6 protein-coding genes and 1 pseudogene are annotated in these 5,957 nt (G+C 41.8%); 4 read left to right on the plus strand and 3 right to left on the minus strand.

Annotated elements, in window-relative coordinates; all coding sequences use genetic code 11:
• Together pssA and C3Z13_RS12595 are read right to left on the minus strand one after the other, a co-directional pair.
• Positions 1-803, minus strand: an 803-nt coding sequence (pssA, locus tag C3Z13_RS02235; RefSeq protein WP_103854868.1) for a CDP-diacylglycerol--serine O-phosphatidyltransferase, incomplete at its 3' end; no start/stop codon positions are given.
• 6 nt (positions 804-809) lie between these two features.
• Positions 810-938 (minus strand): hypothetical protein, encoded by a 129-nt coding sequence (locus C3Z13_RS12595; protein ID WP_281258758.1) that lies wholly within the window; start codon positions 936-938, stop codon positions 810-812.
• Between the two features lie 34 nt (positions 939-972).
• Here C3Z13_RS12595 and C3Z13_RS02240 point away from each other — a divergent pair, with 34 nt between their 5' ends.
• Complete coding sequence (locus C3Z13_RS02240) at positions 973-2,019, plus strand: TrmH family RNA methyltransferase (protein ID WP_103854869.1); 1,047 nt, start codon at positions 973-975, stop codon at positions 2,017-2,019.
• Positions 2,020-2,023: 4 nt separating this feature from the next.
• Here C3Z13_RS02240 and C3Z13_RS02245 read toward each other — a convergent pair whose 3' ends face one another.
• Positions 2,024-2,284, minus strand: coding sequence for a YfhL family 4Fe-4S dicluster ferredoxin (locus tag C3Z13_RS02245; RefSeq protein ID WP_017806339.1), 261 nt, complete (start codon positions 2,282-2,284; stop codon positions 2,024-2,026).
• Positions 2,285-2,357: 73 nt separating this feature from the next.
• Between C3Z13_RS02245 and C3Z13_RS02250 the strand changes: the two genes are divergently transcribed.
• From C3Z13_RS02250 to fbaA, 3 genes and pseudogenes are all read left to right on the plus strand, one after another.
• Positions 2,358-3,098: a ribonuclease T2 family protein gene (locus tag C3Z13_RS02250; RefSeq protein ID WP_103854870.1), complete on the plus strand. Its 741-nt coding sequence runs from the start codon at positions 2,358-2,360 to the stop codon at positions 3,096-3,098.
• Between the two features lie 160 nt (positions 3,099-3,258).
• A pseudogene (locus C3Z13_RS02255) lies at positions 3,259-4,427 on the plus strand (phosphoglycerate kinase).
• 81 nt (positions 4,428-4,508) lie between these two features.
• Positions 4,509-5,588 carry a class II fructose-bisphosphate aldolase gene (gene fbaA / locus C3Z13_RS02260; RefSeq protein WP_103854871.1) on the plus strand — a complete coding sequence of 360 codons (1,080 nt, stop codon included), beginning with the start codon at positions 4,509-4,511 and terminating at the stop codon, positions 5,586-5,588.
• Positions 5,589-5,957 lie beyond the last annotated feature (369 nt).

A 5,957-nucleotide genomic window follows, 5' to 3' on the forward strand; every position in this document is an offset into this window, starting at 1 on the left:
TTTTCTTGCACGATCTGGAAAAGATCTTCAATCGTACGGTTAAGCAGGTTTGCACCACCGCCTAAGCCAAAAAGTGGGGTGATTTTTAAGCCAGAATTTTCTTCGTTGACAAACTTATACTGCCCATCTGCTGCCAAGCCTTTACGGAAAGCACGAATATGCTGGCGAATTTCTTTGGTTCTTGGGCGTTTAGAATTATCCAATGGTAGCACCGCTTGATTGCTCAGGAGATACTGTTGCAGGAACCTCACCATTGAATCCGCAAGGGCGGAATGGGTGATTTTATGATAACGGTCGTAGCGGTATTTTTCATTTTGCTGCAAATACACATTATTAATGCTCGCCCCGCTATATAACAAGGTATCATCAAAAATAAAGCCTTTAATATGCAACACGCCAAACACTTCGCGCGTGTTCACTGGCACACCGAAAAACAAATGGGCGTGTTCACCATATTGATGAATGGCACGTTGTTCGCAGTACCAATCTGCGTTGGTGGCAGATTTTTCTGCGCCAAGCAAATTACGCTGCGCACGATGCCAATCGACAAAAATTTTCACTTCAAGCTCGGGATTACGGCTTTTAGCGGAAAACACTTCATTTAAAATTTCTTGCCCCGCGTCATCATTTTGCCAATAAAGTGCGGTGATATAAATGCGTGTTTTTGCTTCACGAATAAGCTGGATAATTTGTTGCTTAAATTCCGCAGGGTGGTGAAGAAAGTCAATTTGCGAGGATTGTAGTGCCAAACTCGGCAAAGCTTGCAAATTTTCTTCTGCCCTTTTCGTTTTATTTATCAACATAATTTTTTACTCTAATTTTGATAATCCATTTTTTTCAGCCTTGTAGTTTACAATATTTACTTCTTGGCTTGGAAAAAGATATTTTTCGTTATAATGGTCACATTTTCCCATAAAGTGCGGTGCTTTTTTACCCACTTTTCTCACATTCATCACAATTTGGCAACATAAAATGAACGCAAAAAAACCGACTTTCCAGCAAGCAGATTCCAGCAAACGCTTCAATGAACGCTATTCTGGCGAAAAACAAGATAAAAAAGCACCGCACTTTTCCCCTCATTCTTCCCGTGGCAAAAAGGACGACAAACGCACTTTCTCGCGTGAAAGAACACCCACAAAATCCGCTGAAAAAGTGCAACAACGCACAGAATTAACAATGGGAAATGCGCGCGGTACAGCCAATGTGAAAGTGGTGATAAAAAGCACCGGTGTGAAAGAAAAGCAGAAAAAAACCGGCCCACTTTCCCCTCGCGCGCCAGAAAAGATTAAGAAAAATCGCGCAGAAGAAATGAAGGTGTATGGTGAAAATACGTGCCTTGCACTATTTGCTGAGCGTCCTGAAAACATTGTTCGCGTGTGGACAACTGTGGAAATGGCGCACCGTGTGGGCGAGTTATTTAGCTATTTGGCGGCGAATAAAAAAGTCTATCACGTTGTCGATAGCAAAGAGCTTACACTTGTGAGCGGCACGGAACATCACAACGGCATTTGTATGTTGGTGAAAAAGCCGCGTCATTTTACATTGAGCGGTTATTTAGATATTCCACGTGAAAAAGATGCGTTGATCTTACTCGATAATGTGCATAACGCACATAATATTGGCGGAATCGTGCGAACTTGTGCGGTCTATGGCGTGAAAGGTTTAGTGTTAAGCGAAGCAGATTTGTTAAATTCTGCCGCAGCAATGCGTGTGGCAGAAGGTGGTGCGGAATATGTGCATACTTTGCTTGTCGATAGCAGTGAACAGGCGTTAGAAAAATTGCGTGAAAAAGGCTATCAAATCGTGCATTTAAGCCAAAGCAAGCAAGCGAAACCGTTCGCTCAGCTGAAATTGAGCGATAAAGTGGTCTTTGTTTTAAGCGAAAGTGCGGGTGAAAATTTGGCAAAAAATCACGATGAAGTAGTGAATTTATCCCTTGCCAATCCGCTGAAAGCTGGCTTGAATGTTGCGGTGGCAACGGGCGTGTTATTGGCAAAATGGGCGGAGAAAACCCTTTAAATCGCTATAACTGATCAGAATGATGAATTAACACAAAGCGCTCCCACAATTGGGCTTCGCTTTCTTGATGCTCGGGATCGGGCTTAATGCAGTTGGTGATCGGGCAAACTTTTTGGCAAGTTGGGGTATCATAATGCCCCACACATTCCGTACAAAGATTGGGATCGATCACATAAATGTCATCGCCCACGGAAATGGCATCATTCGGGCATTCTGGCAAGCACATATCGCAATTTGTGCATTTATCTGTAATTAAAAGTGCCATAATTTCCCCGTAAAATTATTGAAAGGGCGAGATTATAAAGAATCGGCAAGGAAAATTAAATAGGCAAAACAAAATGAGCAAGAAAAACAACAAAGGACTTTCTTTTTTAGGCACATTAATCATTGCAGGTATTGCATTGATTTGGAATTATTTTCAGCCTAGCGAAAAAACACACCAACCTGAACCCACGGCGCAATCTCAGCAAAATCAAGCAAAGACACCAAAGCAACAAAATACACAAGCATCACTTGGCGAGAATTATGATTACATTATGCGCGATGACGCCATTGGGCAAAATAAAAGCGCACCCGTGGATTATTATATGCTGGCGTTGTCTTGGTCGCCGGGATTTTGCCAAGCGCAAAAAGAGCGTTACAACGGCAATTTGCCGCAATCTTTAATGAGCCAATGTGGCACTCAACAATATGGCTGGGTGATCCACGGCTTATGGCCGCAAAATGCCAATGCCCATTCGGTGAGCGAGCACCCGCGTTTTTGTCGTGGCGATTTACCGATGGTTGATCCCGCAATTATCAAAAAATATTTAGCCGATAGCCCGAGTGCCAATTTGTTACAAGGCGAATGGGAAAAGCACGGGGCTTGTGCTTTCAATAATGCTAATGCTTATTTTGAAAAACAGCAAAATTTATACCGCACTTTAACGCTGCCCGATCAAAATATGTCGCGTAAAGAATTGTTTGCGTGGCTGAAAAAGCACAATCCACAATTAAAAGGGGCGTATTTGCGGGCAAGCCATAATGAATTATTTATTTGTTATGATTTGCAGTGGCAAGTGATGGATTGTCCTCGCTAATATAAGGTTCTAAGTCTGGCTTGAAATAACTTAATGGAATTAATTTAAAAGCGAAAAAATCCCGCAGATAATTTGATCTAAAGCAGTTACAAGCTGGCGATAACTAGGTATAATGCCACGCAGTGATTATTTATTTTTTAAACTATATAGAGGGTAAATTATGTCAGTAATTAAAATGACCGACCTAGATTTAGCAGGTAAACGCGTATTTATTCGTGCCGACCTGAATGTGCCAGTAAAAGACGGCAAAGTAACGTCTGATGCACGTATTCAAGCAACCATTCCAACCTTAAAACTCGCCCTTGAAAAAGGCGCGAAAGTGATGGTTACTTCTCACTTAGGTCGTCCAACCGAAGGCGAATTCAAACCTGAAGATTCCCTCCAACCTGTGGTTGATTACTTAAAAGACGCAGGCTTTAATGTGCGTTTAGCCCGTGATTATTTAGACGGCGTAGAAGTGAACGATGGCGAAATCGTGGTACTTGAAAACGTGCGTATCAACAAAGGTGAAAAGAAAACGATCCAGAATTAGGTAAAAATACGCCGCACTTTGCGATGTCTTTGTGATGGACGCTTTTGGTACAGCACACCGTGCGCAAGCTTCAACCTATGGCGTAGCAGAATTTGCGCCAATCGCTTGTGCTGGCCCATTATTAGCGGCGGAAATTAGATGCCTTAGGCAAAGCCTTAAAAGAGCCACAACGTCCAATGTTAGCTATTGTGGGTGGTTCAAAAGTATCAACCAAATTAACCGTGTTAGATTCCCTCTCTAAAGTGGCGGATCAACTGATTGTTGGCGGCGGTATCGCAAATACTTTCATCGCAGCAGAAGGCAAAGATGTGGGTAAATCTTTATACGAAGCGGATTTAATCCCTGAAGCACAACGCTTAGCAAAAGCCACACAAATCCCAGTGCCAACAGATGTTCGCGTAGGTTTAGAGTTCTCTGAAACTGCACCAGCGATTGAAAAGTCTGTTGATGATGTGAAAGCCGATGAATCCATTTTTGATATTGGCGAAAAATCCGCAGAAGAATTAGCGAAAATTATTAGAAGTGCAAAAACTATTCTTTGGAATGGGCCAGTGGGCGTGTTTGAATTCCCTAACTTCCGTAATGGTACAAAAGTCGTGGCAGATGCCATTGTAGAAGCAACTCAAAACGGTGCATTCTCTATCGCAGGCGGCGGTGATACTCTTGCAGCGATCGATCTTTTCGGCATCAAAGATAAAATTTCTTACATTTCAACTGGTGGCGGTGCGTTCTTAGAATTTGTAGAAGGTAAAGTCTTACCTGCCGTTGAAATTTTAGAGAAACGTGCAAAAAACTAATTCATTGATTTTAGGGCATGGCGAATGCAGTACGCCCTTTTCATATTAAAAACCACTATTCACTAAATAGGAAACAGAAAAATGGCAAAATTATTAGACATTGTAAAACCGGGCGTATTAACTGGCGATGATGTACAAAAAGTTTTCAACTATGCAAAAGAACACAATTTCGCAATCCCAGCGGTAAACTGCGTGGGGACAGACTCTGTGAATGCCGTATTAGAAACCGCAGCACGCGTTAAAGCGCCTGTGATTATCCAGTTCTCTAACGGTGGTGCACAATTCTATGCGGGTAAAGGCATTAAACCAGCAAGTGGTGCACGTCCTGACGTATTAGGTGCAATTGCAGGGGCAAAACACGTTCACGAATTGGCTGCTGAATACGGTGTGCCAGTGATTCTTCACACTGACCACGCGGCGAAAAAATTATTACCTTGGATTGACGGCTTATTAGAAGCGGGTGAAAAACATTTCGCAGAAACAGGTAAACCACTTTTCTCATCACATATGATCGATCTTTCTGAAGAGCCAATGGAAGAAAATATGGCGATCTGCCGTGAATACCTTGCGCGTATGAGCAAAATGGGTATGACCCTTGAAATTGAAATCGGTATCACAGGTGGGGAAGAAGACGGCGTAGATAACTCTAATGTTGATGAATCTCGTTTATATACTCAACCTGAAGACGTACTTTACGTTTACGATCAATTAAACCCAGTAAGCCCACGTTTCACCATTGCTGCGGCATTTGGTAACGTACACGGTGTTTACAAACCTGGTAACGTAAAATTAAAACCGTCAATCTTAGGTGCATCACAAGAATTCGTTTCTAAAGAACGTGGTCTTCCACCGAAATCATTAGATTTCGTTTTCCACGGCGGTTCAGGCTCATCAACTGAAGAAATCCGTGAAGCAATCAGCTATGGCGCAGTAAAAATGAACATCGATACAGATACACAATGGGCAGCTTGGGAAGGTATCTTAAACTTCTATAAAGCCAACGAAGCTTATCTTCAAGGTCAGCTTGGTAACCCAGAAGGCGAAGACGCGCCAAACAAAAAATACTACGATCCACGTGTTTGGTTACGCAAATCTGAAGAATCAATGTCTAAACGCTTAGAAAAATCTTTCCAAGATTTAAATTGCGTTGATGTACTTTAATTACTAAGACATCGTTTAGAATATAAAGGCGCTGAGAAACTCAGCGCTTTTTTATTTCATCGAATTTTTCCTATCCGCTAAATCACAAAACACAATACGCAAAATACAAAATAAAATTGATCAAGGATTGCGATCTCACAGAAAAATTCACAAATTTTACACCGCACTTTTATTTTCTATACAAGACGTTATATAAAAACAGAAAGAACGATTACACACAGCCCTTATCCTAAGAGTGCGGTAGAAAAATCACAAATTTTTCTGTGGAATAGAAACAGGCGCTTAATAAGCATAAGGCATCAAGGATAGAATGAAAAAAGCATTGGGGTACTCCAATGCCTTTCAAAAATACACAAATTTTACACCGCA

It is taken from the genome of Avibacterium endocarditidis, from assembly GCF_002921145.1.
In the GTDB taxonomy this organism is placed as follows: domain Bacteria; phylum Pseudomonadota; class Gammaproteobacteria; order Enterobacterales; family Pasteurellaceae; genus Avibacterium; species Avibacterium endocarditidis.